General features: G+C 63.7%; 24 protein-coding genes and 1 pseudogene. 19 read left to right on the forward strand and 6 right to left on the reverse strand.

Annotation, left to right across the window (positions count from 1 at the left end):
• The 10 genes from phnG to IV091_RS10885 all read left to right on the forward strand — a co-directional run.
• The coding region (gene phnG, locus IV091_RS10840) for a phosphonate C-P lyase system protein PhnG (protein WP_293468532.1) at positions 1–453 on the forward strand (453 nt) is incomplete at its 5' end.
• Positions 446–1015 carry a phosphonate C-P lyase system protein PhnH gene (gene phnH / locus IV091_RS10845; RefSeq protein ID WP_293468534.1) on the forward strand — a complete coding sequence of 190 codons (570 nt, stop codon included), beginning with the start codon at positions 446–448 and terminating at the stop codon, positions 1013–1015. The genes phnG and phnH, both read left to right, overlap by 8 nt.
• A complete protein-coding gene (locus IV091_RS10850) occupies positions 1015–2127 on the forward strand; it encodes a carbon-phosphorus lyase complex subunit PhnI (RefSeq protein ID WP_293468536.1) in 1113 nt (370 codons plus the stop codon). Before phnH ends, IV091_RS10850 begins: the two co-directional genes overlap by 1 nt.
• The gene (locus tag IV091_RS10855; RefSeq protein WP_293468538.1) at positions 2124–3038 is read left to right on the forward strand and encodes an alpha-D-ribose 1-methylphosphonate 5-phosphate C-P-lyase PhnJ; all 915 of its coding nucleotides are present in this window, start codon (positions 2124–2126) and stop codon (positions 3036–3038) included. Before IV091_RS10850 ends, IV091_RS10855 begins: the two co-directional genes overlap by 4 nt.
• The gene (locus IV091_RS10860; protein ID WP_293468539.1) at positions 3035–3874 is read left to right on the forward strand and encodes an ATP-binding cassette domain-containing protein; all 840 of its coding nucleotides are present in this window, start codon (positions 3035–3037) and stop codon (positions 3872–3874) included. Before IV091_RS10855 ends, IV091_RS10860 begins: the two co-directional genes overlap by 4 nt.
• A gap of 11 nt (positions 3875–3885) precedes the next feature.
• Positions 3886–4608 (forward strand): phosphonate C-P lyase system protein PhnL, encoded by a 723-nt coding sequence (phnL, locus tag IV091_RS10865; RefSeq protein WP_293468541.1) that lies wholly within the window; start codon positions 3886–3888, stop codon positions 4606–4608.
• Positions 4605–5759, forward strand: coding sequence for an alpha-D-ribose 1-methylphosphonate 5-triphosphate diphosphatase (locus tag IV091_RS10870; RefSeq protein ID WP_293468543.1), 1155 nt, complete (start codon positions 4605–4607; stop codon positions 5757–5759). Before phnL ends, IV091_RS10870 begins: the two co-directional genes overlap by 4 nt.
• A 12-nt stretch (positions 5760–5771) precedes the next feature.
• Positions 5772–6338 carry a phosphonate metabolism protein/1,5-bisphosphokinase (PRPP-forming) PhnN gene (gene phnN, locus IV091_RS10875; protein WP_293468545.1) on the forward strand — a complete coding sequence of 189 codons (567 nt, stop codon included), beginning with the start codon at positions 5772–5774 and terminating at the stop codon, positions 6336–6338.
• The gene (gene phnP, locus IV091_RS10880) at positions 6329–7111 is read left to right on the forward strand and encodes a phosphonate metabolism protein PhnP (protein ID WP_293468547.1); all 783 of its coding nucleotides are present in this window, start codon (positions 6329–6331) and stop codon (positions 7109–7111) included. Before phnN ends, phnP begins: the two co-directional genes overlap by 10 nt.
• Complete coding sequence (locus tag IV091_RS10885) at positions 7105–7956, forward strand: EamA family transporter (protein WP_293468549.1); 852 nt, start codon at positions 7105–7107, stop codon at positions 7954–7956. Before phnP ends, IV091_RS10885 begins: the two co-directional genes overlap by 7 nt.
• 178 nt (positions 7957–8134) lie before the next feature.
• Here IV091_RS10885 and IV091_RS10890 read toward each other — a convergent pair whose 3' ends face one another.
• Positions 8135–8926: an exodeoxyribonuclease III gene (locus tag IV091_RS10890; protein ID WP_293468551.1), complete on the reverse strand. Its 792-nt coding sequence runs from the start codon at positions 8924–8926 to the stop codon at positions 8135–8137.
• 10 nt (positions 8927–8936) lie between these two features.
• Between IV091_RS10890 and pyrE the strand changes: the two genes are divergently transcribed.
• On the forward strand, positions 8937–9665 hold the full coding sequence (gene pyrE / locus IV091_RS10895; RefSeq protein ID WP_293468553.1) for an orotate phosphoribosyltransferase: 729 nt from the start codon (positions 8937–8939) through the stop codon (positions 9663–9665).
• Between the two features lie 9 nt (positions 9666–9674).
• Complete coding sequence (locus IV091_RS10900) at positions 9675–10352, forward strand: DUF4124 domain-containing protein (protein ID WP_293468555.1); 678 nt, start codon at positions 9675–9677, stop codon at positions 10350–10352.
• Between the two features lie 70 nt (positions 10353–10422).
• Here the strand turns inward: IV091_RS10900 and gatB are convergent, their stop codons facing one another.
• From gatB to gatC, 3 genes are read right to left on the reverse strand one after another with little or no spacing between them, the layout of a single operon-like run.
• Positions 10423–11880 (reverse strand): Asp-tRNA(Asn)/Glu-tRNA(Gln) amidotransferase subunit GatB, encoded by a 1458-nt coding sequence (gatB, locus tag IV091_RS10905; RefSeq protein WP_293468557.1) that lies wholly within the window; start codon positions 11878–11880, stop codon positions 10423–10425.
• Entirely contained in the window at positions 11877–13400 is a 1524-nt protein-coding gene (gatA, locus tag IV091_RS10910) for an Asp-tRNA(Asn)/Glu-tRNA(Gln) amidotransferase subunit GatA (protein ID WP_293468559.1), read from the reverse strand. The genes gatB and gatA overlap by 4 nt, the downstream gene beginning before the upstream one ends.
• Positions 13397–13696, reverse strand: coding sequence for an Asp-tRNA(Asn)/Glu-tRNA(Gln) amidotransferase subunit GatC (gatC, locus tag IV091_RS10915; RefSeq protein WP_293468561.1), 300 nt, complete (start codon positions 13694–13696; stop codon positions 13397–13399). Before gatC ends, gatA begins: the two co-directional genes overlap by 4 nt.
• Before the next feature lie 307 nt (positions 13697–14003).
• Here gatC and IV091_RS10920 point away from each other — a divergent pair, with 307 nt between their 5' ends.
• From IV091_RS10920 to mrdA, 4 genes are all read left to right on the forward strand, one after another.
• Positions 14004–15047, forward strand: coding sequence for a rod shape-determining protein (locus IV091_RS10920; RefSeq protein WP_293468563.1), 1044 nt, complete (start codon positions 14004–14006; stop codon positions 15045–15047).
• 83 nt (positions 15048–15130) lie between these two features.
• Positions 15131–16051 (forward strand): rod shape-determining protein MreC, encoded by a 921-nt coding sequence (mreC, locus tag IV091_RS10925; protein ID WP_293468565.1) that lies wholly within the window; start codon positions 15131–15133, stop codon positions 16049–16051.
• Positions 16048–16566, forward strand: a complete 519-nt coding sequence (mreD, locus tag IV091_RS10930) for a rod shape-determining protein MreD (RefSeq protein WP_293468567.1) — start codon at positions 16048–16050, stop codon at positions 16564–16566. The genes mreC and mreD overlap by 4 nt, the downstream gene beginning before the upstream one ends.
• A 175-nt stretch (positions 16567–16741) precedes the next feature.
• Positions 16742–18820 carry a penicillin-binding protein 2 gene (gene mrdA, locus IV091_RS10935; protein ID WP_293468569.1) on the forward strand — a complete coding sequence of 693 codons (2079 nt, stop codon included), beginning with the start codon at positions 16742–16744 and terminating at the stop codon, positions 18818–18820.
• 33 nt (positions 18821–18853) lie between these two features.
• Here mrdA and IV091_RS10940 read toward each other — a convergent pair whose 3' ends face one another.
• A complete protein-coding gene (locus tag IV091_RS10940) occupies positions 18854–19612 on the reverse strand; it encodes a TSUP family transporter (RefSeq protein ID WP_293468571.1) in 759 nt (252 codons plus the stop codon).
• A gap of 240 nt (positions 19613–19852) precedes the next feature.
• Here IV091_RS10940 and IV091_RS10945 point away from each other — a divergent pair, with 240 nt between their 5' ends.
• The 3 genes and pseudogenes from IV091_RS10945 to IV091_RS10955 form a co-directional block, all read left to right on the forward strand.
• Positions 19853–20668 carry a PhnD/SsuA/transferrin family substrate-binding protein gene (locus tag IV091_RS10945; RefSeq protein ID WP_293468573.1) on the forward strand — a complete coding sequence of 272 codons (816 nt, stop codon included), beginning with the start codon at positions 19853–19855 and terminating at the stop codon, positions 20666–20668.
• 471 nt (positions 20669–21139) lie between these two features.
• Positions 21140–22441 (forward strand): ammonium transporter, encoded by a 1302-nt coding sequence (locus tag IV091_RS10950; protein WP_293468582.1) that lies wholly within the window; start codon positions 21140–21142, stop codon positions 22439–22441.
• 33 nt (positions 22442–22474) lie between these two features.
• A pseudogene (locus IV091_RS10955) lies at positions 22475–22741 on the forward strand (hypothetical protein); the annotation flags it as partial.
• 182 nt (positions 22742–22923) lie between these two features.
• Here the strand turns inward: IV091_RS10955 and IV091_RS10960 are convergent.
• Positions 22924–24336: GMC oxidoreductase (locus IV091_RS10960; RefSeq protein ID WP_293468575.1), on the reverse strand; the 1413-nt coding region annotated here is incomplete at its 5' end.

Here is a 24336-nt window from a genome sequence, read left to right on the forward strand (position 1 = left end):
GAGCGCGCCCAATGGCCGCGTCTGTTGCTGGCTTGCCCGCCCGAGTCGGTGCGCGCCCTGGCACGCCGCCTGTGCGAGCAGCATGCGGTGCAAGACGTTCAACTGCCCCAATCGGGTCTGGCCCTGCTCAAGCTGCGCGACAGCGCACAGGGCGAGGCCTATTACCCCGGCGAGGTGCCGCTGGCTATTGCCCGCGTGCGCGTGACCACCGTCGACGGCACCGAGGCGCAAGGCGCGGCGCAGTTGCTCGATGACCGGGCCAGCCTAGCACGCGCTATTGCGGTGATTGATGCCGTGCTGGCAGGCCAACTGCCTGGCCATGAAGAAGCGCTGCCCGTACTGGCTGTTGGACGGGCGCGCCTGGCTGAACAAAAAGCGCAGCGCCAAGCTTTATTGGCGACCACGCGCGTCGATTTTTCGTTACTGGGTACGTCGGAGGATGATGATGAATGAAGTGACAGGCCAAGACCTGCAAGCCTGGGGCCCGCAGCGCCAGCAAGCCGTGTTTCGCCAGTTGATGCGCGCCTTCAGTTTTCCGGGCCGCATTGAAACCCTGGCGGGCGAAGCCGCGCTGACGCAAACGCTGGCGACGCTGGTCGACAGCGAGGTCACGCTGGCCGACCCGCAGCAACTGATCGACACGCTGACGCGCCAGCGCCTGCAAACCCGCATGACGGGTGCCGAACGCGCGCAATTCATTGTGGCCGATGGCGGCCAGCCACCGGCCTTCGAGCCCAGCCTGGGCACGCTGGAGTCGCCCGAGCAGGGGGCCACGATCTTGCTGCAAGTCGCCAAGCTGGGCGAGGGTTCCGCATGGCAGTTGACCGGCCCCGGCATCGCCGCCAGCCAGTCGCTGGCCATCGCCGGGCTCGATACCGCCTGGATCGAGCGCCGCCGTTGCTGGAACGAAGGTTTCCCGCTGGGCGTGGACCTGATCCTGATCGACCGCAGCCGCGTCCTTGCCTTGCCCAGAACCACATCCGCCACGCGCATTACCGCACAAGGAGAACAATAATGGGCTATGTTGCCATCAAAGGCGGCGGGCGCGCCATCGAAGGCTCGCACGCCGCCGTCGAAGCCCTGCGCACGGCAGAAGGCGATGCGGGCTCGCCCCTGTCCCTGTCCGCCATCGAGCACCAGTTACGTTTGCTGACCTCGCGTGTGGTATCCGAGGGCGGGCTCTACCACCCGCGTCTGGCGGCACTGGCCATCAAGCAGATGCAGGGCGACACGCTGGAAGCCGCCTTTGCCCTGCGCGCCTACCGCTCGACCAAGCCGCGCCTGCTGGAGATGCCGGTGCAGGACACCTCGAAGATGCGCCTGATCCGGCGCATCTCATCGGCCTTCAAGGACATTCCGGGCGGACAGATGCTCGGGCCTACTTACGATTACGCCTTGCGCCTGATGCGGCTGGACCTGGCCGACGAGTCGCCCGAGGCGTTTCGCGGCGTCGCCAGCCGCTTCATGCGGCAGCGCCCGGGAGCGGATCTGCCCGACACCTTCCCCAAAGTGCTGGACGCCTTGCGCACTGAGGGCTTGCTGCCGCCGCTGGCCACCCGGGCGCCAGACGCCTTTGACATCACCCGCGAGCCGCTGGTCTTTCCGGTGCCGCGCTCGGCGGCTCTGGCCACGATGGCGCGGGCCGAAACCGGCTCCTTGCTGGCGATTGCCTATTCCAACATGCGCGGCTACGGCGATGTGCACCCGACCATTGCCGAACTGCGCGTGGGCTACCTGCCGGTGATGCTGCCGCACCCGGTCACCGGTGAGTTGATTGAGGCCGGCGAGGTGCTGATGACCGAATGCGAGGTGGTCGCCATGTACGAAAGCGACGACAACGACGGGCCGCCGGTTTTCACCCTCGGCTATGGCGCCTGCTTCGGGCACAACGAGGTCAAGGCGATCGCCATGGCGATTCTTGACCGTGCGCTGCAAAAAGGCATGCGCGACGGCCCCAGCAACCCCTCGGAAGACCCGGAATTCGTGCTGCTGCACGTCGACGGCGTCGATTCGATGGGTTTCGCCAGCCACTACAAGATGCCGCACTACGTGACCTTCCAGTCCGACATGGACCGCCTGCGCACCACGCAGGGCAAGGCTGCAGACACAAAAGGAGTCCCGGCATGAACCCCGGCTACGAACTGCCCCAGGACGAGGCCGCCTACAGCTTCGGTTTTCTCGACGAATACGCCAAGCGCGAGGTGCGCCGCTGCATCCTCAAAGCCATCAGCATCCCCGGCTACCAGACGCCCTATGCCTCGCGCGAGATGCCCATGGGCCGGGGCTTTGGCACCGGCGGCCTGCAAGTCACCCTGTCCCTGATCGGCCCGGACGACAGCCTCAAGGTGATCGACCAGGGCGCCGACGACTCGGTCAACGCGGTCAATTTGCGCCAGTTTGTCGAGCTGACCTGCCCCGGCGTCGACACCACCGAGCGCACGCAGGAGGCGACGCTGATCCAGTCGCGCCACCGCATTCCCGAGACGCCGCTCACCGAGGCCCAGGTGCTGGTGCTGCAGGTGCCTTACCCGGATCCGCTGGTGGTGGTCGAGCCCTCGGAAGCGCGGCGCAAGGTGATGCATGGCGAGGGCGACTACGCGCGGCTGCTGACCAAGCTGTACGAAGACATCGTGCAGTTCGACGAGATCACCATCTCGCACCGCTACCCCACGCGCATCAACGGGCACTATGTGATTGACCCGAGCCCGATCCCGCGTTACGACGTGCCGCAGTTGCACCAGTCCAAGGCACTGGTCCTGCTGGGCGCCGGACGTGAAAAGAAAATCTATGCGGTGCCGCCCTACACGAACGCCGAGCCGCTGGTGTTTGAGGACGTGCCGTTTCGCGTCGAGGACTTCCGCGATGCCGATGGCCAGCGCCGCGCCTGCGCACGCTGCGGCGCCACCAATTCCTTTCTGGACGAAATCATCCAGAACGATGGCCACGGGGGCGATCAAAAAACCTGGCAGTGTTCGGACTCCGATTACTGTGACCAGCAGCTGGCCGCGCACGCCAGCCCCACGGAGATGCGCGCATGAAAAAAATTCTGGAAGTCCGTGGCCTGTCCAAAATCCACGGCCGCGGCTGTCCGCAGTGTTTTGACAGTACCGGCCCCGAGGCGGACACCAACATCTGCCCGCACTGCGGCTCGGTGGTGGCGGCCCACAACGTGAGCCTGGACCTGCACGCAGGCGAGATTCTCGGCATCATGGGCGAGTCCGGCAGCGGCAAGTCCACGGTGGTCAAAACCCTGTTTTTCGACGATGCGCCCACGGCGGGCGAGGCGATTTTCTTTGATGGCCCGCAGGGCGGGCAGCAGTGGGACATGTTCGCGCTCAACGCCGCCCGCCAGCGCTGGCTGCGCAACCACCGCTTCGGCATGGTCTACCAGAACCCGCACCTGGGGCTGAACTTCAACGTCTCGGCCGGCGGCAACATCGCCGAGCGGCTGCTCATGAGCGACATCAGCCATTACGGCGAAATCCGCGAGCGCGCGCGCCAGTTGCTGGCCCGCACCGAAGTGCTGATCGAGCGCATGGACGAGTCGCCCAAGAAGTTCTCGGGCGGCATGCAGCAGCGCGTGCAGATTGCCAAGGCCCTGGCCACACGGCCGCCGCTGCTCTACCTGGACGAGGTGACGACCGGGCTGGACCTGTCGGTGCAGGCCCGCATCCTGGACCTGATTCTGGAAATCCAGCAGGAACTGCACACCGCGATGATCGTCGTCACCCACGACCTGGGCGTCATCCGCCTGCTGGCGGGCCGCACGCTGGTCATGAAGTACGGCCGCGTGATCGAGTCGGGCCTGACCGACCAAATTCTTGAAGACCCCCAGCACGCCTATACCCAGCGGCTGGTGGCCTCGGCCTTGTAAGGAACCCCGTGATGCAACCCATTCTTGAAGTCGAAGGCTTGAGCAAGCACTTTCAGCTGCACGAGCAGAACAAGCTGATTCCCTCGTGTGCCAACGTACACCTCGAAGTCCATGCCGGCCAGTTAACCGCGCTCATCGGCCCCACGGGCGCGGGCAAGTCCTCGGTGCTCAAGTGCGTCTACCGCACCTACCTGCCATCGGGCGGGCGCATGCTTTACCGTGATGCGGCAGGCCACACCACCGACCTGGCGCAAGCCTCCGAACATCGCATGCTGGAGCTGCGCCAGCGCGACATCGGTTTTGTCACCCAGTTCCTGCATTGCCTGCCGCGCCGAAGCGCACTGGACGTGGTGTGCGAACCGCTGGTGGCGCAGGGCGTGCCGCGTGAAGCGGCGCGCCAACGCGCCGGCGAACTGCTGGGCCTGCTCAATGTGCCCGAGCGTCTGTGGGGCGTGCCGCCCGCCACCTTTTCGGGCGGAGAAAAGCAGCGCGTCAACCTGGCGCGCGGCCTGATCGCGCGGCCCCGGCTGCTGCTGCTGGACGAACCCACCGCCAGCCTGGACCCCGCCACCACGCAGCGGGTGATTGACCTGGTAGCCACCATCAAGGGCGAGGGGGTCGCCATGCTCGCCATCTTCCACGACCCCGCGCTGGTTCGGCGCACGGCCAATCGTGTGGTCGAGCTCACGCCCCCGGTGGCTGTATCCGACATTCTGGAAACCTGTACATCATGAGCCGTTTACTTTTGACCCACGCCCGCGTCGTTTTCGCCCACGAGGTGCGTGACGACGTGGCCATCCTGATCGACAACGGTGTCATTGCGGCGATCGACCCCGAAGCCGTCGGCAACACCCGCACGCTTGACCTGTCCGGGCGCGTGCTGATCCCCGGCATGATCGACCTGCATTGCGATGCGCTGGAAAAAGAAGTCGAGCCGCGCCCGGGCGTCCACTTCCCGCTGGACTTCGCCTGCGCCCAGGCCGACAAGCGCAATGCGATGGCCGGCATCACCACGGTGTTTCACGCCCTGTCCTTCGCCAACCATGAACTGGGCGTGCGCAACAACGGTTTTGCCGCCGAGATTGCCCGCGCGGTGCATGCCTGGCAGGCCCATGCGCTGGTGGACAACCGGGTCCACGCCCGCTACGAAGTCACCGACGAGACCGCGCCGGCCGTGCTGGCCGATCTGCTGCACAACGGCCATGCGCACCTGCTGTCTTTCATGGACCACAGCCCGGGCCAAGGGCAGTTCCAGGACGTGGCCGCCTACCGTGCTTACCTCGCGCGCAGCTACAAAACCTCCGACGCCGAACTGGATGCACTGCTCGCGGGCAAGAAGACGGCGGCGGCAGGCGCGATGGAGCGCATGGAACAACTCGCGGTGCTGGCGCGCGCGCGGGGCGTGGCCATTGCTAGCCACGACGACGACAGCGAGGACAAGGTGAACGCCCTGGCCGACCTGGGCGCCGTCATCTCCGAGTTTCCGACCCATTTGGCGGCTGCCCAGGCGGCGCGCGCACGCGGCATGGCGACGCTGTTTGGCGCCCCGAACATCCTGCGCGGCAAGTCGCAGTCCGGCAACATGCGCGCCCTCGATGCGGTGCTCGAAGGCGTGGCGGACTGTCTGTGCGGCGATTACTCTCCCGCCGCACTGCTGCCTTCGGTCATGAAACTGCCTGAACTGGCGGGCATTTCGCTTCATGAGGCCATTGCCTTGGTCACGCGCAACCCGGCACGGGCAGCAGGCCTGTCCGACCGGGGTGAAATTGCCGTCGGCAAACGTGCTGATCTGGTTGCCATCAAGCACCTTGGTGGGCTGGCGCAAGCACAGCGTATCTGGGTGGCAGGCGTTCCCGCCCTGTCGGCGCATTTCGACCACGCGTGAGGAGCCCCCACCATGACCACCCGTTTAATTTATGTCGTCGGCGCATCAGGCAGCGGCAAGGACAGCCTGATGCGCTACGCCAGAGACGATCTGGCGGGGAAGCAGAACGTCGTGTTTGCCCATCGCTACATCACCCGGGCGGCGGATGCTGGCGGTGAAAACCACGTCGCCTTGTCCCCAGACGAGTTTGAGGCACGGCGCAAGGCTCGGCTGTTTGCCATGCACTGGCAGAGCCACGGGCACGCCTATGGCATTGGTATTGAAGTGAATCAATGGCTGGCCAAGGGCATCACCGTCGTGGTCAATGGCTCACGCGAATACCTGCTCGAAGCGGCAAAACTTTATCCGGAACTGTTGCCCGTGTGGGTCGAGGTTTCCCCCGAGGTGCTGCGTGAGCGTCTTGAAGCCCGCGGTCGCGAAAGTGCCAGCGACATCGAGGCGCGACTGGCGCGGCACCGGGCTATCGACGTTGACAGCCGGTGTGGCGCGGTCATCCGCAACGATGGCGAGCTGCGCGTGGCGGGTGATGCGCTGGTTGAACTGATCCGGCGCCACAGTGGCGTGGTGGCATGCGCGTAACCTTTCTGGGCACTGGCGCGGCGGGTGGCGTACCGCTGTATGGCTGCACCTGCGTAGCCTGCGGGCGTGCGCGCCGCGATCCCCGCTTCGTGCGGCGCCCGTGTTCGGCGCTGGTCGAATCAGGCGAGACCCGTGTCCTACTGGATGCCGGGCTGACAGACCTGCATGAGCGTTTCGCGCCTGGCGATCTAGATGCGATTGTGCTCACGCACTTTCATCCCGACCACGTTCAGGGACTGTTCCATCTGCGCTGGGGAGTCGGCACGCGCATTCCGGTCTATGGCCCGCCAGACTCGGAAGGCTGCGCCGACCTGTACAAGCACCCGGGCGTGCTTGAGTTTCACGCCCTGTCCAAATTCGAGCCGATGACCCTCGGCGATGTGACGCTGACGCCCTTGCCCCTGATTCACTCCAAAGTCACGTTTGGCTACGCGATGGAATCGTCAGACGGCGCCCGTTTCGCCTACCTGACCGACACCTTGGGCTTGCCGCCGCGCACGGAAGCCTTTTTGTCGCAATGGCAAGCGCACGGCCTGGCTCTGGATTGCAGCTATCCGCCACAGCTTGAGCCCAAAAACCACAACGACTGGACCACGGCGCTGGCGGTGATTGACAAGGTCAAACCCGAGCGGGCCTGGCTCACGCACCTTGGCCACCAGCTCGACGCCTGGCTGCTGGACACCGGCGCGTCATCCCCCCGCGCCGCCATTGCCCGCGATGGCGATCAGTTTGAGCTGCATGCAGCTTCAGAAAGTGAGAATCGATCATGGTGAGCGGCGCTGTGCTGGCCGTGGCGGCATCGGTGGTCATGCATGTCACCTGGAACCTGATTGCCCGGCACCAGTCGCGCGACGCCTATCCGCTGTGGTGGGTGCTGCTGGCGCATCTGGTGTTGCTGGGGCCGTGGGGCGCTTACGCGCTTGTTAACGAAGTGCAATGGACGCCCGCCCTGGTCCAATGGGTGCTGATCTCCGCGAGCGCCAACGTGGTGTATTTCATGGGCTTGCGCCGCGCCTACGAGCACGCGCCGGTGGCCTTCGTTTACCCGCTGGTGCGCAGCTCCCCGGTGCTGATTGCGCTGTGGAGCACGCTCTTCCTGGGCGAGACGCTGGGCGCTTTCGCCTGGACCGGGATTCTGATCAGCGTCGTCGGGCTGGCCGTGCTGGCACGCGTGGGGGGCAGTGCGCAAGACATCCGCGCCCTGCCATGGGCGATGTTGGCGATGTTCGCGACCAGCATCTACTCCCTGACGGATCGGGCCGCCACCGCCCACATTCCAGGCTTTGGCGGGCTGGTCGGATTTGTCACGATCGGCTACTTTGCATCGTGGCTGGCCCTGACCATCGACCTTCGGAGAGCCACAGGGTCATGGCGACCCCGTGCCCGAATTGGCCTGCCGGTGGCTGTCGTCGGTGGCCTGTGTGTTGGCCTCGCCTACGCGCTGGTGATTCACGCCATGCGCTCCATGCCGGCTGCCATCGTCGTGGCATTTACCAACACGGGTATTGTGCTGGCCAGCCTCATCTCCATCGTCGTATTCAAGGAGAAATTCGCCTGGAGGGCGCGCGCCGTGGCGGCCTTCATCATTTGCGCAGGCCTGCTCATGATTGCAAACTGAAGCCGTTAAAAACGGGAATTCCAGCGACTGCTATTCAAGGCGATGAGCGTCGGCATTGGGCACTTGGTTGATATCCACCCATCATCATCATCGTAGGTCGGGTCTGCGTCTTTTGCAGTCGTTCAGCGGCTTACGTTTGAGCCGCTGAGATGCTTGATTGCCGTCTTCCCGTGCGCATTCAAAATGCCCAGTCGTACTCGACCGTGATCGGTGCATGGTCACTAAAACGCTCATCCTTGTAAATGACGGCGGACTTCGCACCCGATGCCAAACTCGCCGTCGCCAGATGGTAGTCCAGCCGCCAGCCCACGTTCTTGGCGTAGGCCTGGCCGCGGTTGCTCCACCAGGTGTAGGCGTCATCGGTAGTGGTGGGTTGCAGTTTTCTGTACACGTCCACCATGCCGGCCTCGCCCAGCAGCTTGGTCATCCAGGCACGCTCTTCGGGCAAAAAACCGGAGTTCTTGCGATTGCCCTTCCAGTTTTTCAAGTCAATTTCCTGGTGCGCAATATTGACGTCACCGCACAGGATGAACTCGCGCTCGGCCTTGAGCTGTGCCAGGTGCGGATACAACTCTTCGAGAAAGCGAAATTTGGCCTGCTGGCGCTCTTCCCCGGATGAGCCACTGGGAAAATAGCAGCTGATGATGGATCGTTTGGTGCTCGGTGTGTCAAAGCGCAGCTCCACATACCGGCCCTCAGAGTCAAATTCGGGTGAACCGTGCCCCACAATGACATCACTGGGTTCCTGCCGGGTGTAGATGCCGACGCCGGAATAGCCTTTCTTCTCGGCAAAGTGAAAGTGACCCTGGAGTCCGGCCAACTCTTCAAACCGGCCTTGCACATCTGCGGCCTGCGCCTTGACCTCTTGCACACAAATACAATCAGGGCTGACCTTAGCCAGCCAGGCTTCGAGGCCTTTGGTGGTGGCGGAGCGGATGCCGTTGAGATTCAGGCTGGTTAATTTAAACAAGGAATGTCCCATGTCAGAGAGTGTCGCAACAAAACCTGAACAAGCCCCTGCGCAAGATGCGTTGGCCCAGGATTTTGTGCAGTTTGCGGTGGATTGTGGCGTGCTGCGCTTCGGTGAGTTTAAAACCAAGGCGGGCCGTATCAGCCCCTACTTTTTCAACGCCGGCCTGTTTGACGATGGTGCCAAGCTGGGGCGGCTGGCGCAATTTTATGCGCAGCGCCTGCTCGCCAGCGGCATGGAGTTCGACATGATCTTTGGCCCGGCCTACAAGGGCATTCCGCTGGGTGCTGCGCTGGCGGTGGAGCTCGCGCGCCTGGGGCGCAATGTGCCTTTTACCTACAACCGCAAGGAAGCCAAGGACCACGGCGAGGGCGGCACCCTGGTAGGCGCACCACTTAAAGGCCGTGTGCTGATTGTCGATGACGTGATGTCGGCCGGCACGGCGGTGCGCGAGTCGATTGCCATCATCAAGGCCGCCGGCGCCATTCCCCATGCCGTGGTGATTGCGCTGGACCGTCAGGAAAAAGCCACGGAGAACGGGTTGGATGTGGACTACAGCGCTGTGCAATATGTCACGAAACAGCTGGGTTTGCAGGTGTGTGCTATTGCGCGCCTGAGCGACTTGCTGCAGTATCTTGCGGTGCAAAGCGGATCCGCTGCGGATGTTCCCGGCGGGTCGTCGTTGAAGGCGCATTACCAGTCTGTACTGGCTTACCGTGAACGCTATGGCGTGGATTGAGGGGTCGATTTGTTTTTACAAGCAGCGCTTGCGATCGGTGTCACAGTATCAGTCTGCCTGTGCGCAGAGGCCTTTGCGCAGAACATTTATACCTGTGTCGACGCCAAGGGCCGCACGCTCACGGCCGACCGCCAGATCGCTGAGTGCATGGACCGCACGCAGACCGAGTGGACACGCTCTGGCGCGGTCAGGCGCCAGGTGGGGCCATCGCTCACGGCGAAGGAGCGGGCAGCGCAGGACGCCAAAGACAAGCTGGCCGCTGATTTGCGTGCCCGCGAAGCCGATGAAAAGCGTCGTGATCGGGCCCTGCTGCTGCGTTACCCCGGCCCTGCGGCGCACCGGCAAGAGCGCGCAGCGGCGCTCGCCCAGATCGACGTAGTGATCAAGGCCGCCAGCAAAAGAACAGATGAGCTGACCGCGCAGCGCAAGGGAATCCTCAACGAGTTCGAGTTTTACGCCAAGGACCCCAGCAAGGCGCCGGCCCCGCTCAAACGCCTGCGGGAAGAAAACGACAGCGGCCTGGCCGCACAAGGCAAATTCATGGGTGACCGGCAAGAGGATAAAAACCGCGTCAACCAGCGGTTTGACCAGGAGTTGATCAAGCTGCAGCGGCTTTGGTCGCCCACCACAGCCGCCACAGCCAGGGATTTTTCAAGGTACCAAAATACAAGCAAAACAATGCCATAGCCCATTGGTTACGGGTGTTGTTCGCTATATTTTAAGTAGCATTTTGGCGCCAGCCTGCAGCGGCTGTCCCTCAAGCCAGTTTTTGCTTGAGCAGTTCGTTGACCTGCGCCGGGTTGGCCTTGCTCTTGGTCGCCTTCATGGCCTGGCCGACCAGCGCGTTGAAGGCCTTGGCATTGCCGGCGCGCACCTCCTCGACGTTTTTCGCGTTGGCGGCCAGCACCTCGTCGATGATTTTTTCAAGCTCTCCGGTGTCGCTCATGGACTTCAGGCCCTTGGCGTCGATCAGCGCGTCAACGTCCTGACCCTCGCCGGTCCAGAGTGCGTCGAACACCTGGCGGGCGGCGTTGTTTGAAATCGTGCCGTCGGCGATCCGGCCAATCAGGCTGGCCAGCTGGCCGGCGCTGACACTGGACGCGTCAATCGATTTTTCCTCTGTATTGAGGCGGCGCGACAACTCGCCCATGACCCAGTTGCTGGCGAGCTTGGGCTGTTTGCTGGCTGCGGCCACCACTTCAAAATAAGCCGCAACGGCCTTGCCCTGCGTGAGCTGGCCGGCGTCGTACTCGGGCAGGCCGTAGTCGGCCACAAAGCGCGCCGCCATCACGCGCGGCAGTTCGCTCATCGCTGAGCGCGTGCGCTCCACCCAATCCCGGCCAATCACCAGCGGCGGCAGGTCGGGGTCGGGGAAATAGCGGTAGTCGGCGGCGTCTTCCTTGCTGCGCATGCTGCGCGTCTCGCCAGTGTCGGGGTCAAACAGCACGGTGGCTTGCTGGATCGCGTGGCCGTCCTCGATCTGCTCGATCTGCCAGCGCACCTCGTAGTCCATGGCCTGCTGCATGAACTTGAAGCTGTTGAGGTTCTTGATCTCGCGGCGCGTGCCCAGCGGCTCGCCGGGCTTCCTGACCGACACGTTGGCGTCGCAGCGAAAGCTGCCTTCCTGCATGTTGCCGTCGCAAATCCCGATCCAGGTCACGATCTTGTGCAGCTCTTTTGCGTAGGCCACGGCTTCTGCGGTGGAGCGCATGTCGGGTTCGGTGACGATTTCCAGCAGCGGCGTGCCGGCGCGGTTCAGGTCGATGCCGCTCATGCCGATGAAGTCTTCGTGCAGTGACTTGCCCGCGTCTTCCTCGAGGTGGGCGCGCACCAGGCGCACGGATTTCTTTTCCCCGTCCAGGAAAAACTCGACCACGCCGCCTTGCACCACGGGGATCTCGAACTGGCTGATCTGGTATCCCTTGGGCAGGTCAGGGTAGAAGTAGTTCTTGCGCGCAAAGATGCTTTTTTCGGCAATGTGAGCGTTCACTGCCAGGCCGAACTCAATGGCGCGCTGCACGGCCCCTTTGTTCATCACCGGGAGCGCGCCGGGCAGGGCAAAGTCCACGGCGGACGCCTGGGTGTTGGGCTCGGCGCCAAACGCGGTCGAGGCGCGGCTGAAGATTTTTGACTTCGTCGTCAGTTGGGTGTGGGTTTCAAAGCCGATGACGACTTCGTAGCCCTGCACCAGCAGGGATTTTGTGATTTTGCTCATGCTGCGGTTTCCGGTGCTTTCTGGTGCCAGTCGGTCGCCAGCTGGAACTGGTGGGCCGCGCCCAGCAGTTGCGCTTCCTTGAAATAGTTGCCAATCAGCTGCAGGCCGACCGGCATGCCGCCCGCGCCAAAGCCCGCCGGCACGCTCATGCCGGGCAGGCCGGCCAGGCTGGACGACAGCGTGTAGATGTCGGCCAGGTAGCTGGCCACCGGGTCAGCGGATTTTTCGCCGATTTTCCAGGCCACTGTGGGCGACACCGGGCCGGCAATCACGTCGCATTGCGTGAAGGCGGTCTGGAAATCCTGCGCGATCAGGCGGCGGATTTTTTGCGCCTTGAGGTAATACGCGTCGTAGTAGCCATGCGACAGCACATAGGTGCCGATCATGATGCGGCGCGTGGCTTCGTCGCCAAATCCTTCCGAGCGCGACTTTTTGTACATGTCGGTCAGGTCTGTGTAGTGCGCCGCGCGGTGACCGTAGCGCACGCCGTCAAAGCGGCTCAGGTTGCTGCTGGCTTCGGCCGGGGCAATCACGTAATAGACGGGAATCGACAGCTCGGTCAGCGGCAGGCTGACATCGACCAGCGTGGCGCCCAGTTTTTCAAACTCTGCCAGCGCGCCGCGCACGGCCGCCAGCACGTCGGGCGCGCAGCCCGCGCCAAAAAACTGGGTGGGCAGGCCGATTCTCAAGCCTTTTAGGGGTTTATCCTTCGTGCTGTCTGGACTTGTTGCTAGTAATTCAGTAGCGTAGTTGGCCTCTGGCATGTCCAGCGAAGTGGAGTCACGGTCCGGGTCGGGTCCGGCCATCGCGGACAGCAGCAGCGCGCAGTCGAGTGCGCTGCGCGCCATCGGGCCGGCCTGGTCCAGGCTGGAGGCAAATGCCACCATGCCGTAGCGTGAGCAGCGGCCGTAGGTCGGCTTGATGCCGGTGATGCCGGTCAGCGAGGCGGGCTGGCGGATCGAGCCGCCGGTGTCGGTGCCGGTGGCGGCAGGCACGAGGCGGGCCGCCACGGCAGCGGCCGATCCGCCCGACGAGCCGCCTGGCACGCGACTCAAGTCCCACGGGTTTTGCACCGGCTGGTAGGCGCTGTTTTCATTGCCCGAGCCCATGGCGAATTCGTCGCAGTTGAGCTTGCCCAGCGTGACCATGCCGGCGCCGCCCGGGGCCACGCCGAGCCGGCTGACCATGGTTGCGTCAAACGGGCTGCGATAGTCCTCCAGCATCTTCGAACCGGCCGTGGTCGGGAAATCGCGGGTGACGAAGACGTCCTTGTGCGCCAGCGGCACGCCCAGCAGCGGCGTGCGTTCACCGGCGGCCAGCCGTGCGTCTGCGGCGCGGGCTTGCGCCAGCGACACTTCGGGGTTGGTCGCCAAAAAGGCGCCCAGGTCCACATGCTGCGCGATGCGGGCCAGAAAATGCTGCGTCACTTCGACGCTTGAGACGCTGCCCTCGGCCAGTTTGGTGGCGAGTTCGGCCACGCCGAGGTGGTGTAAATCCAGGTTGTTCATCGGGGTACTCATTCAATCACCTTGGGCACCAGGAACAGGCCGCGCTCGACGGCGGGGGCGCTGACCTGACTGGCCTCGCGCTGGTTGGGTTCACTGGCGATGTCGTCGCGCAGGCGCAGGGCGACGTCGCCCAGCAGGGCGGCCGGATGGGCCAGCGGCTCCACGCCGTCGGTGTTGACCGCCTGCATTTGCTCGACCAGGGCAAAAAAGCCGTTGAGTTGGTGCAAGGTGCGCTCGGTTTCGTCAGGACTAAGCTCTAGCCGTGCCAGATTGGCGACGCGTGCGATGTCTTGGGGGGTCAGTGCCATGGGGTGCCTGAAAGGTAATGCCAAATGAACGCAGTAGCGCAGAAAATTCAGCAAAAATAGAGGGGCTGAAACGAGTTGTAAGGCGGAGAAAACGGGCCTTGCAGAGCGGTCGATTCACGGGGGATGCGTTATTATCCTGCCTTTGCTGTGAAATCGTGACTAAATGCACTCTATAGGCGTTTTTTAGATGCTCGAAACAAGGTTTCGTGACGACTTTGAACTTTGACCTGATTTTTTACGCTATCGGTTAATCATAAAAAGGCGATGACGCAGCGAAGCTTGCGCATGCCCAACTGGACTTCTGTATATGTTTGAAGCATTCCGTCGGTACTTTTCCACCGACCTCGCCATCGATCTTGGCACGGCCAACACCCTGATTTTCGTGCGTGACCAGGGCATTGTGCTGGATGAGCCGTCGGTGGTGGCGATTCGCCACGAAGGCGGCCCCCAAGGCAAGAAAAGCATCCAGGCCGTGGGCCGCGAAGCCAAGGCCATGCTGGGCAAGGTGCCCGGCAACATTGAGGCCATCCGGCCGATGAAAGACGGCGTGATTGCCGACTTCACCGTGACCGAGCAGATGCTCAAGCAATTCATCAAGATGGTGCATCCGCGCAGCTTTTTCAGGCCCAGCCCGCGCATCATCATTTGCGTGCCTTGCGGCTCGACTCAGGTGGAGCGCCGCGCGATTCGCGAAAGCGCGCTGGGCGCGGGCGCCAGCGAGGTGTACCTGATTGAAGAGCCCATGGCCGCAGCCATTGGCGCGGGCTTGCCGGTTTCCGAGGCCAGCGGCTCCATGGTGGTGGACATCGGCGGCGGAACCACCGAGGTCGGCGTGATTTCGCTGGGCGGCATGGTCTACAAAGGCAGCGTGCGCGTTGGCGGCGACCGTTTTGACGAGGCCATCATCAACTACATCCGCCGCAACTACGGCATGCTGATTGGCGAGCCCACGGCCGAAGCCATCAAAAAATGCATCGGGTCGGCTTTTCCGGGCTCTGAAGTCAAGGAAATGGAAGTCAGGGGCCGCAACATGTCCGAAGGCGTGCCGCGCAGCTTCACGATTTCGAGCAACGAAATTCTCGAAGCCCTGACCGATCCGCTCAACAACATTGTCAGTGCCGTTAAAAACGCGCTGGAACACACCCCGCCCGAACTGGGCGCCGATATCGCCGAGCGCGGCATGATGCTGACCGGCGGCGGCGCGCTGCTGCGTGACCTGGACCGCCTGCTGGCCGAAGAAACCGGCTTGCCGGTGATGGTGGCCGAGGACCCGCTGACCTGTGTGGTGCGCGGTTGCGGCATTGCGCTGGAGCGCATGGACCGCACGGGTTCGATCTTCACTTCGGAATAAGCCTGCGCACGTCTTTCCCACGCCGACCTTTCACGCCGCCTTGCCTCGTGACCGCCTGAAGCGGGGCCGCCTGATCGCGAATCATGACCTTAGGAACACTCGACAGATCCCCGCCGCCCTTTTTCAAGCAGGGGCCATCGGCGTTTTCCAAGCTGATCTTTTTCAGCACGCTGTCGCTGTTTTTAATGGTGGCAGACACGCGCTTTCACCTGATCCAGCCGGTTCGCGCGGTGCTGGCCACCGTGCTCTATCCGGTGCAGTGGCTGGCCCTGCAGCCGGTGCATACTGTCAAAGGCGCCACCGAGTATGTCTCCGGCCTGAACCAGGCCCAGTCCGACAGTGAGCAAGCCGGCCGAAAGCTGGCGCTGCAGTCGCTGCGCGCCGGTCAGGTTGAGCAGCTGACGCAGGAAAACAACCGGCTGCGCCAGTTGCTGGCGCTGCGCGAGCAGCTTACGGCCTCGGTGATGGCGTCGGAAGTGCTGTACGAGGCGGCGGACCCCTACACCCGCAAGGTCATCATCGGCAAGGGCCAGTCTCAGGGTGTGGAACTGGGTTCGCCGGTGCTCGACGAGTCCGGCGTGCTGGGGCAGGTGACCCGCGTGCATCCGCTGGTCAGCGAGGTCACGCTGGTGGTGGACAGCGACCTGGTGATTCCCGTGCTCAATGTGCGCACCGGGCAGCGCAGCGTGGCCTATGGCGATCCCGCCGCATCCGGCAGCGGCATGGAATTGCGCTTCATGGGCAGCAACTCGGATGTGCAGCCGGGCGACCTGCTGACCACCAGCGGCATTGATGGCGTGTACCCGGCGGGCCTGCCGGTGGCCAAAATCAGCCGGATCGAGCGGCGGCCCGAGTCGACGTTTGCCAAGATCTATTGCGTGCCGCTGGCGCTGGTGAACGGCGCCCGGCATGTCATCGTGGTCAAGCCCCTGTCCGGCCAGATGCCGCCGCGGCCCGACGCTGCGGCGCCCGGCGTTCCCGCCCCGAACCGAGCCTCCAAATGATCATGCGCTCCGGCCAGCAGCTGCTGTTGCCCGCCAATCCGGTGTTTATAGGGTTCAGCCTGATCGTGGCGCTGCTGCTGGACATGCTGCCGCTGGGGCGCGTACCCTGGATGCCTGATTTCCTGGCGCTGGCGCTGGTCTTTTGGGCCGTGCACCAGCCGCTGCGCGTGGGCATTGGCCTGGCCTTCCTGTTTGGCCTGATCATGGATGTGCACCAGGCTTCGCTGCTGGGCCAGCATGCGCTGTCTTATACCGCGCTGAGCTTTTTTGCGGCCATGATTCACCGCCGGCTGCTTTGGTTTACGGTGCCTTCCCAGGCCTTGCAGGTACTGCCGATGTTTGCCGTGGCGCATGGCCTGGAGTTGCTCATCCGCATGCTGGGCGGCGGCATCTTTCCGGGCTGGATCATGCTGTTGGCGCCGCTGGCCGAGTCCCTGCTCTGGCCTGTTGTCAGCGTGCTGCTGCTGGCGCCGCAGCGCCGCGCGCCTGACCGTGATGAGAACAGGCCGCTGTGAATATGGCCCCCACGCTGGTCGCTTCGCGTACTGCGCTGCCCCCCGAGGGGGTTGGCCTTGCTTGGGGCGGCCCGGCGCTGCGGCCTTTGGCCCCCCACGCTTTGCGGACTGCGCTGGCCTGCAGCTGGCCCAATATATTTCCTGCACTTTTTAACCCGCGCCGAGTCCGACTGGCATGACTGAAATCCGAAATGTCGAGGCGGACCTGTTCCGCTTTCGCATGCGCGTGCTGGTGGCGGGCTTGGCGGTGCTTTTTGCCTTTTCCCTGGTGGCGGCGCGCCTTGTGTATCTGCAGGTGTACCGGCATGACGAACTGCTGGAGCGGGCCGAGAGCAACCGCACGGCGATCGTGCCCATCGTGCCGAACCGGGGGCTGATTCTGGACCGCCACGGCGTGGTGCTGGCCACCAACTATTCGGCCTACACGCTGGAGATCACGCCGTCCAAGGTGGGCAACCTGGAGGAAACCATTGCGGCGCTGGAAAAGCTGGTGGACATCCATCCGCGCGACAAGCGGCGCTTCAAGCGGCTGCGTGAAGAGTCGAGGAATTTTGAATCGCTGCCGATTCGCACCCGCCTGAGCGACGAGGAAGTGGCCCGCTTTGCGGCGCAGCGTTACCGCTTTCCGGGTGTCGACATCAAGGCGCGGCTGTTTCGCAACTATCCGCTGGGGGAACTGGGCAGCCATGTGGTGGGCTACATGGGGCGCATCAACCAGCGGGAAAAAGAGCAAATTGAAGATGGTGAAGAGGCCGGCAATTACCGCGGCACCGACTACATTGGCAAGCTGGGCGTTGAGCAGAGTTTTGAGCAGCAACTGCACGGCATCACCGGCGTCGAGCAGGTCGAAACCTCGGCCAGCGGCCGCGCCGTGCGAAAACTCTCCAGTAATCAGGCATCGCCCGGAAACACCGTGATGTTGTCGCTGGACATCGGCCTGCAAAAGCTGGTCGAGGAAATGTTTGGCGGGCGGCGCGGTGCGCTGGTGGCGCTGGACCCCCGGACCGGCGAGGTACTGGCCTTCGTCAGCAAGCCGACCTTTGACCCCAACCTGTTTGTCGATGGCATTGACCAGGAAAGCTGGCAGGCGCTCAACGAGTCCATCGACAAGCCGCTGCTGAACCGGGCGCTACGCGGCACCTACCCGCCGGGCTCGACCTACAAGCCCTTCATGGCGATGGCCGCGCTGCAGACCGGCAAGCGTTCGGCCAGCTTCATCGTCAACGACAACGCCTCGTGGACCTTTGGCGGGCACACCTTCCGCAGCCACGGCAACATCGCGCTGGGCGCCGTGGACATGCACCGCGCCATTGTCAAGTCCAGCAACGTGTACTTTTATTCGCTGGCCAGCGAGATGGGCGTGGACGCCATGCATGACTTCATGGCGCCGCTGGGCTTTGGGCAGATCACCGGCATCGACATCAATGGCGAGGTGCGCGGCGTGCTGCCCAGCCAGGAATGGAAGCGCAATGCCTACAAGCGGCCCGAGCAGAAAAAATGGTATCCCGGTGAAACCATTTCGCTGGGTATCGGCCAGGGCTACAACACCTTCACCATGCTGCAACTGGCGCAGGCCACCGCCGTGCTGGCCAACAACGGCATCAAGCACAAGCCGCGGCTGGTGATCGCCACGCAGGACACGATGACGGGGGCCATGCATCCCTTGCCGATAGACCCGCCGGTGGACCTGGGCTACAAGCCGGCGAATGTGGAAATCATCCGCAAGGCGCTGGTGGGCGTGACGCAAGAGGGCACCTCGACCCGGGTGTTTGCCGGCGCCGGCTACCTGAGCGGCGGCAAGACCGGCACCGCCCAGGCGGTGACGATAGGCCAGAAAGACAAATACAACGGCTCCAAGCTCGAAGAACACCAGCGCGACCACGCGGTCTACATGGCGTTTGCGCCAGCCGACAAACCCGAAATCGCGCTGGCCGTGATCGTGGAAAACGCTGGCTGGGGCGCTGGCGTGGCCGCACCGATTGCGCGCCGCGTGTTTGACTATGTGCTGATGGGCCAGTACCCCAGCCCGGAAGACATGGTCGCCGTGCAAAAAGGACTGGCTGCAGCACCCACGGGCACACCGCGCCGGGTGGCTGACATGAACGCACTGCTTGCCGCAGGCGGCGCTACGGAAGCCACTGCTGCGCCGGTCGCAGCGGCCAGCAGCGCCAAGGCGACGAAACCGGCCGGTGCGACCAAGGCCGTCAGCCCGCCCAAGCCACCATTGCCGCAGCCCGGCGCCAATCCAGATTAGGCGGCGCCCGCTACCTCGTTGGGAGCTTGGCGGCTACCGCAGGAAGGCGTCGTAGCCGGTCTTCAGAATCAGGGCGCTGACCACGCCAATGAACACCACCCGTACAAAGCCAGCGCCGTGCTTGAGCGCCATGCGCGTGCCCAGCAGGCTGCCGATCACATTGGCCACGGCCATGGTGAGTGCGAAATGCCACCAGACATGGCCCTTGTAGGCAAACACCGACAGCGCCGCCACGTTGGTGGCGGTGTTGACCAGCTTGGCCGAGGCCGAGGCGTTCAAAAAGTCATAGCCCAGCCAGCGCACGAACAAAAACACCAGAAAGCTGCCGGTGCCGGGGCCAAAAAAACCGTCGTAAAACCCCACCGTCATGCCGATGCAGCACGCCGCCAGGGTTTCGGCCCGGCCGCTAAAGCGCGGCGCATGGTGGCGGCCCAGTTCCTTTTTCACCAGCGTGTAGGCCAGCACCGCCAGCATCACAAACGGTAGCGCCTTGCGCAGAAATCCGGGGGAGATCACCGTGACCAGCCAGGCGCCGGCCAGCGCGCCGGCAAACCCCGCCGCGGCGGCTGGCAGCAGTGCGCTCCAGCGCAAATTGACGCGCCGGGCATATTGGGCGGTGGCCACGGCCGTTCCCCAAACCGAGGCGCCCTTGTTCACGCCGAACAGGGTGGCGGGGTGCGTGGTGGGAAAGACGGCAAACAGGGCTGGCGCCAGAATCAGGCCGCCGCCGCCGACGATGGAGTCCACAAAACCGGCTGCCAGCGAGGCGAGGGAAACGATCAATAACTCCATGGCGCGGATTGTCTCATTGCGGCGCAACCCAAAAAGTGTAAATTACTCCTGAATTAATAGCTGTTCACCTCCTGTTTTCGAGTGTGAGGCACGCCATGAACTTCGCATCCTGTCTCTTTTTTCCAGGCGCCATTGTGTTGGTAAAAGTTGATTTTGGTAACAACAAGCGACAAATTACGCATGGTCAGCAAGTGCGCAGGGTCGTAGCATTGCAGCTTCCAAAAATATTCAAGGGGACTTATGAAACGTCTATTAATGCTGCTGATCTGCGTCTTGCCTGCGCTCTGGACGGGCACCGCGCAGGCACAGCAATTGGTGTTGGGCGTCAGCGAGGGAACCTCGGGCGGGCTGGACCACGCGCAGGTGATCAGCAAATACCAGGGGCTGGCTGAAATCATTGGACGGGCGGTCAAGGCCAAGGTCAATGTGGTGTTTGCGCGCGAGTTCAAGCAGCTTGAAGATGGCATGCAAACAGGCCGGTATGACTTTGTGATCGCCCGGCCAAGTGACTATCCGGCCCGGGCCATGCGGGACTATGGCTACAGCTACATTTCCAGCAGCAAGCCCGATGGGCAGTGCTTCATCATCGTTCCCAAGGATTCCGCCCTGAAGTCCCTCGATGAGATCAAGGGCAAACGGATCGTGCTGCCTGAACAGGTGGCCTATATGTCGCGCTTTTGCATGGCCGAACTCAGGGACAAGGGGATTGCGCTGGACAAGGAGCGGGTGCAGTTCGTGCGCGAGCAGGCCGCGGTCGGTTTTTATATCGACAACAAATTTGCGGATGTCGGCGGTGTGGCGTCCTATTCAGGGCTTGCTAAAAAGTGGGAAAAAGACGGTAACCGCGTGCTGTACAAGAGCGTCCCGCAACCCTACTTTCCGCTGGTGGCCAACAAGAAGATACGCCCGGAGCAACTCAAGGCCATCCAGGCCGAGCTGCTGGCATTGCCGGACAGCGAGGCCGGCAGGGAAATACTCCAGCGGATTGGCGTTGAGCGGTTTGATGTCTCGTCTGAGCAGCGCATGCGTGAATTGCTGAAGTGGCTCGATATCTAGCCCGCACGTTTCGTTGTTGACTGCTCCTGAATAAGTAGCTGTATAGGCTCGCAGACAAAGGGCTATAGGCGTATTTATTCCGTAGTTCCAGCGGAGGCTGGACGAAAAAAAGCGCTGGGGTGACCAGCGCTTTTTGCGTTTGTCAAACAAGCATCTTGTAAATGGCTTGTCTGCGTGTTTGTAGTTGCTCTTTTGTGTCTCCTCGGCTCCTCGCGATGCGAGCAGCAGGGCTCGTCGGCAAGACCACGAATATAGCCCCTTGCACTTAATGTGTGCATTGGGGGTTTCCCGCCCCCCGCCTGATGCCCTGGCGGGCATCCCGATGGTGCCCGATGCCTGGCGCCCCTGTGGGCCGGCCATGCGACGGCTTGGCACGACTTATGCCTGTTGTTACAAGGATTCGACTTATTCAGGAAAGGCAAATACGGTATGCACTTCAAGATTTTCATGGCGCTGGGCATGTGGCTGAGCATGGCCGGTCAGCAGGCGGCAGCGCAGGTGCCGCCAGTCGCTGCGCCGCTGACGCAACCCGGCCTGGTGGCTACCGCCACGCTCAATGGTGCGGACACCGCGTGGATGATGACGTCCACCGCGCTGGTGCTGCTCATGACGCTGCCCGGCATTGCGCTGTTTTATGGCGGCATGGTGCGCCGCAAAAGCGTGCTCAATGTGATGGCCAGCGTAGTCGCCGTTTGCGCCCTGGTGAGCCTGCTGTGGTTTGCCGTCGGCTACTCGATCGCTTTCACCCCCGGCGGCGGAGTGCTGGGCCCTTTTCTGGGCGGCACCGAGCGGCTCTGGTTTGCCGGGCTGGACTATGCGAAGGATGCGCAGCAGGTGGCGGTCAGCCACATCGCCCCCAACGTTCCGGAGTCGGTCTATGCGATGTTCCAGCTCAGCTTTGCCATCATCACGGCGGCGCTGGTGGTCGGGGCCTTTGTCGAGCGCATGCGATTTTCAGCGATGCTGCTGTTCATGTCGCTGTGGACGGTGATGGTCTATGCGCCGATTGCGCACTGGGTCTGGGCGCCCAACGGCTGGCTGGCCGAACTGGGCGCGCTGGACTATGCCGGCGGCTCGGTGGTGCACATCAACGCGGGCGTGGCCGGGCTGGTCTGCGCCTATGCGCTGGGGCCGCGCACCGGTTACGGCCGCGAGCCGTTCGCACCGTTCAACCTCGGCCTGACCATGGCGGGCGCCGGCCTGCTCTGGGTTGGCTGGTTTGGCTTTAACGCCGGCTCTGCCGTGGCCGCCGATGGGCGGGCCGGCCTGGCCATGGCGGTCACCCACATTGCGGCCGCCGCAGGTGCGCTGTCGTGGATGGCGGCTGAATGGCTGGCGCGCGGTCGGCCCTCCCTGCTGGGGCTGTGTTCGGGTCTGGTGGCGGGGCTGGTCGCCATCACGCCAGCGGCCGGCTTTGTCTCGCCACGCTCGGCGCTGGTGTTTGGTGCCGTGGCCGGTGCCGCCTGCTACTGGGGTGCGACTGGCCTGAAGCGTCTGCTGAAGGCCGACGACGCGCTCGATGTGTTTGGCGTGCATGGCGTGGGCGGCATCGTGGGGTCGCTGCTGACCGGCGTGTTTGCCAGCAAGACCATTTCGGGCGTCGGAGGCAGCGTGCTGACCCAACTGATCGGCGTGCTCGCCGTCGCGTCCTACAGCCTGCTCATGACCGGGCTGGTGCTCTGGGTCACTTCGCGCTTTGTCTGTCTTCGGGTCAGCGCGGAGGAAGAAAGCGATGGCCTGGACATCACCCAGCATGCCGAACGCCTGGGCTGATGGGCGCCGTTTGAGTGAATAGGAGGATCCTGCATGTCTTCAAGCGAAAAACTCGCCGTTGCCGCCCACCTGCATGTGCTGCTGCGCCGCAAGACCGGCCGTGTCACCGACACCGAGTGGCTGGCCAGCAACCGCGACTATGCGGCTGAAATCATCCGCTTTGCCCGCGAAAAAGCCGCCGGGGACGGCCATGCCGACATTGGCGGCTGGGCCGACAAGCTTGAAAAAATCATGGCCATGCCCGACCAGGCGCCCCGCGCGCCGTTGCTGCAACAGGTCGCTGACGCCGTCCGGGCGCGCCATGCGGCTGATGCGGCGCTCCCGCCCGCGGCGGCGCTGCACGCCGGGGACGCGGCTGATGTGGTGTCAGGCTTTCGGGCGTCGGTGTGGGAGCGGGAGGGCGGCCAGCCGGGCTTTGTGGACACCCCGTTTGATCCGGCGGGGCCGCGCTATATGAAGGGACTGCGCTGAGCGGCGCCCCTTCAGACCCCGGCCCGAATCCACTGTGCGGCTTTTTCCGCAATCATCAGCGTGGGCGAGTTGGTGTTGCCGCTGGTGATCAGCGGCATCACCCCCGCGTCCACCACGCGCAGGCCGTGCACGCCGCGCACCCGCAGGTGCGAATCCACCACTGCCATCGGGTCGTCGGCGTGCCCCATTTTGCTGGTGCCCACCGGGTGAAAGATGGTGGTGGCAATGTCGCCCGCGAGCCGCGCCAGGTCTTCGTCCGTCTGAAACTGCACGCCGGGTTTGAATTCCTCGGGCTGGTACTTGGCCAGCGCCCCCTGGCTGACGATGCGGCGCGTCACGCGCAGCGAGTCGGCGGCCACCTGGCGGTCTTCGGCCGTGCTCAGGTAGTTGGGCGCAATCGCGGGCGCGTCTTCAAAGCGGCCGCTTTTGATCTGCACCGTGCCCCGGCTGGTCGGGTTGAGGTTGCAGACACTGGCGGTGAACGCGTCAAAACGGTGCAGCGGCTCGCCAAACGCATCGAGCGACAGCGGCTGGACGTGGTACTCGATATTCGGGTAAGGCTGGTCGGGCGAGCTGCGCGTGAAGGCGCCCAGCTGCGAGGGCGCCATGCTCATGGGGCCGGTGCGGTGCAGGGCGTATTCCAGCCCGATGCGGGCCTTGCCCCATAAATTGTGGGCCATGCTGTTGAGCGACAGGCCCCAGCGCCTCGCGCCCGGCACCGCCTGCACCTTGTAGACCGACCGGATCTGCAGGTGGTCCTGCAGGTTGGCGCCCACGCCCGGCAGGTCTTGCCGCACCGCAATGCCGTGCTGCTGCAGCAAGGCGGCCGGGCCAATGCCCGACAGCTGCAGGATCTGCGGCGAGCCGATGCTGCCGGCGCACAAGATGACCTCGCCCATTGCGCCATTTGCGCCATCATTGAGCTGCACCGTGACCCGCCCCTGGCCGGTCACCACCTCCGCGCCGGTGCAGCGCAGGCCGCCATCGGCCTGGGCGCTCAGCACCAGCTTGCAGACCTGGGTGTTGGTCCAGAGCTCAAAATTGGGCCTGTCCATGCAGGTGGGGCGCAAAAAGGCCTTGGCCGTGTTCCAGCGCCAGCCGCTTTTCTGGTTGACTTCAAAGTAGCCCACGCCCTCGTTGCTGCCGCGGTTGAAGTCGGCGGTGGCCGGAATGCCAGCCTGGGTGGCGGCCTCGGCAAACGCATCCAGAATGTCCCAGCGCAAGCGCTGCTTTTCAATGCGCCACTCGCCGCCCGCGCCGTGCAGCGCGTCCATGCCCTTGTAGTGGTCCTCGTGCTGCTTGAAGTGGGGCAGGGCGTTGTTCCAGGTCCAGGCGCTGTCGCCGGTCAGCTGCGCCCACTGGTCGTAGTCGCGCGCCTGGCCGCGCATGTAGATCATGCCGTTGATGCTGGAGCAGCCGCCCAG

The sequence above is a fragment of the Polaromonas sp. genome (assembly GCF_018780625.1).
Classification (GTDB): domain Bacteria; phylum Pseudomonadota; class Gammaproteobacteria; order Burkholderiales; family Burkholderiaceae_C; genus Polaromonas.

What these genes read in the sequence shown, in the direction of transcription:
- phnH (WP_293468534.1), top strand. Translation starts at nt 446, where the DNA reads ATGAATGAAGTGACAGGCCAAGACCTGCAAGCCTGGGGCCCGCAGCGC.
- IV091_RS10850 (WP_293468536.1), top strand. Translation starts at nt 1,015, where the DNA reads ATGGGCTATGTTGCCATCAAAGGCGGCGGGCGCGCCATCGAAGGCTCG.
- IV091_RS10855 (WP_293468538.1), top strand. Translation starts at nt 2,124, where the DNA reads ATGAACCCCGGCTACGAACTGCCCCAGGACGAGGCCGCCTACAGCTTC.
- IV091_RS10860 (WP_293468539.1), top strand. Translation starts at nt 3,035, where the DNA reads ATGAAAAAAATTCTGGAAGTCCGTGGCCTGTCCAAAATCCACGGCCGC.
- phnL (WP_293468541.1), top strand. Translation starts at nt 3,886, where the DNA reads ATGCAACCCATTCTTGAAGTCGAAGGCTTGAGCAAGCACTTTCAGCTG.
- IV091_RS10870 (WP_293468543.1), top strand. Translation starts at nt 4,605, where the DNA reads ATGAGCCGTTTACTTTTGACCCACGCCCGCGTCGTTTTCGCCCACGAG.
- phnN (WP_293468545.1), top strand. Translation starts at nt 5,772, where the DNA reads ATGACCACCCGTTTAATTTATGTCGTCGGCGCATCAGGCAGCGGCAAG.
- phnP (WP_293468547.1), top strand. Translation starts at nt 6,329, where the DNA reads ATGCGCGTAACCTTTCTGGGCACTGGCGCGGCGGGTGGCGTACCGCTG.
- IV091_RS10885 (WP_293468549.1), top strand. Translation starts at nt 7,105, where the DNA reads ATGGTGAGCGGCGCTGTGCTGGCCGTGGCGGCATCGGTGGTCATGCAT.
- pyrE (WP_293468553.1), top strand. Translation starts at nt 8,937, where the DNA reads ATGTCAGAGAGTGTCGCAACAAAACCTGAACAAGCCCCTGCGCAAGAT.
- gatB (WP_293468557.1), bottom strand. Translation starts at nt 11,880, where the DNA reads ATGAGCAAAATCACAAAATCCCTGCTGGTGCAGGGCTACGAAGTCGTC.
- gatA (WP_293468559.1), bottom strand. Translation starts at nt 13,400, where the DNA reads ATGAGTACCCCGATGAACAACCTGGATTTACACCACCTCGGCGTGGCC.
- gatC (WP_293468561.1), bottom strand. Translation starts at nt 13,696, where the DNA reads ATGGCACTGACCCCCCAAGACATCGCACGCGTCGCCAATCTGGCACGG.
- IV091_RS10920 (WP_293468563.1), top strand. Translation starts at nt 14,004, where the DNA reads ATGTTTGAAGCATTCCGTCGGTACTTTTCCACCGACCTCGCCATCGAT.
- mreC (WP_293468565.1), top strand. Translation starts at nt 15,131, where the DNA reads ATGACCTTAGGAACACTCGACAGATCCCCGCCGCCCTTTTTCAAGCAG.
- mreD (WP_293468567.1), top strand. Translation starts at nt 16,048, where the DNA reads ATGATCATGCGCTCCGGCCAGCAGCTGCTGTTGCCCGCCAATCCGGTG.
- mrdA (WP_293468569.1), top strand. Translation starts at nt 16,742, where the DNA reads ATGACTGAAATCCGAAATGTCGAGGCGGACCTGTTCCGCTTTCGCATG.
- IV091_RS10940 (WP_293468571.1), bottom strand. Translation starts at nt 19,612, where the DNA reads ATGGAGTTATTGATCGTTTCCCTCGCCTCGCTGGCAGCCGGTTTTGTG.
- IV091_RS10945 (WP_293468573.1), top strand. Translation starts at nt 19,853, where the DNA reads ATGAAACGTCTATTAATGCTGCTGATCTGCGTCTTGCCTGCGCTCTGG.
- IV091_RS10950 (WP_293468582.1), top strand. Translation starts at nt 21,140, where the DNA reads ATGGCCGGTCAGCAGGCGGCAGCGCAGGTGCCGCCAGTCGCTGCGCCG.